The 209-nt window shown below is 60.3% G+C and carries 1 protein-coding gene; it reads right to left on the reverse strand.

All coding sequences use genetic code 11. The annotated features are described in order from the left end of the window. A partial coding sequence (locus ACN5AZ_RS18825; protein ID WP_419430412.1) for a hypothetical protein occupies positions 1-209 on the reverse strand: 209 nt, incomplete at both ends.

Raw genomic sequence — 209 nt, forward strand, 5'->3', positions numbered from 1 at the left:
GAGCCGATCACAAGCGCCGAAAGCCCCGAACCCGTGTCGTCATTCGCCTCAAGATCCAAAGACACCGCCGTGTCCTCAGCTGTCACATAGCTGTCTGGCGTCGCATCGGGGATTGCAGCGACAGTGACGCTGACGGTTGCTGGCGCAGATTGGTCACCTGTTGTGTCGGTGATGGCGTATGTGAAGGCGATCGGTGGTCTGCCGGCTGT

It is taken from the genome of Sagittula sp. SSi028 (genome assembly GCF_048553715.1).
GTDB lineage: Bacteria > Pseudomonadota > Alphaproteobacteria > Rhodobacterales > Rhodobacteraceae > Sagittula.